This window comes from Microvirga sp. P4_G7, assembly GCF_056401005.1.
Genome location: NZ_JBFUKD010000909.1, coordinates 1 through 1,212 on the forward strand (window position 1 = coordinate 1; position 1,212 = coordinate 1,212).

A 1,212-nucleotide genomic window follows, 5' to 3' on the forward strand; every position below is an offset into this window, starting at 1 on the left:
ACCCAATAGGGGGTCGAGGGCGTGAAGAAGCCGATCGCGCCGAGGAAGGCCGCTGCGATGAACGCATTGATGGTCAGCAGGCGCCGGAAGCCGGTCAGTTCGAGGATCTTCTTGGCCAGCGTCTTCATGAACAGCGCGCCGACGGCGGCGGCAAACGTCAGGGATCCCGACTGGAGCGGGTTGAGGCCGAAGCCGACCTGAAGCATGAGCGGCAACAGGAAAGGAATGGCGCCAACGCCGACCCGGAACAGGAAGCCGCCGACGACACTGATGCGGTAGGTCTGGATCCGCAGCAGGCCGAGCTGCAAAACCGGGTGCGGTGTACGCCGCGCATGGGCGATGTAGAGGACGAGGCATAGGAAACCGACGACCACGCACCCAGCCGAAACGCTCTCCGGAACGAGGTGCCGGCCGCCCGATGCCAGGCCGAGCATGAGGAGCGCCAGCCCGAAGCCCGAGAGGAGAAACCCGGGCCAGTCGAGGGGCGGCGTGTCGTCCTCCTTGATGTTCGGAACGTAGAATGTCGCGAGCACCATGCCGAGGAGGCCGATGGGAATGTTGATGAAGAAGATCCAGCGCCAATCCCAATAGGTCGTGATGAAGCCGCCGAGAGGCGGGCCGACGACCGGACCGACGAGGGCAGGGATGGTGAGCGTCGCGAGGGCCTGCACGATCTCCTTGCGCTCGACGCTGCGCAGGATCACCAATCGGCCGACGGGCACCATCATGGCGCCGCCCATGCCCTGAATGAACCTGGCGATGACGAAGCCGACGAGGGAGTTCGCGGCGGCGCAGGCGAGCGACCCGATCATGAATACGCCGATGGCGGTACGGAACACGTTCCGCGATCCGAACCGATCGGCCATCCAGCCGGAAACCGGAATGAAGATTGCCAGGCTGACGAGGTAGGAGGTGAGGGCGAGCTTGAGGGCGATCGGGTCCTCGCCCAGGGACGCTGCGATCATCGGCAACGAGGTCGCGATGACCGTCGAATCCGTATTCTCCATGAACAATGCTGTGGCGATGATCAGAGGGAGAAGGCGGGATTGGCGCATAACCTCCCGCACTTACCGCCAAGCGCGCGCCTTGCCTAGGGCTTTGACGCACGGCAGCTCATCCATCGGTGGACACCCTTCAACCCTATGCTAAAGCCAAAGCTCGTGATTCGGACCCTCGCCAACTCATCCAAACGCGCTCCGCCCCTTTTTCAGG

Annotated in this window: 1 protein-coding gene; it reads right to left on the reverse strand. The window is 63.7% G+C overall.

Going from position 1 to position 1,212, the window contains the following annotated elements:
• Positions 1-1,055, reverse strand: a 1,055-nt coding sequence (locus AC1DT3_RS21820) for an MFS transporter (protein ID WP_477467269.1), incomplete at its 3' end; no start/stop codon positions are given.
• Positions 1,056-1,212: the final 157 nt, after the last annotated feature.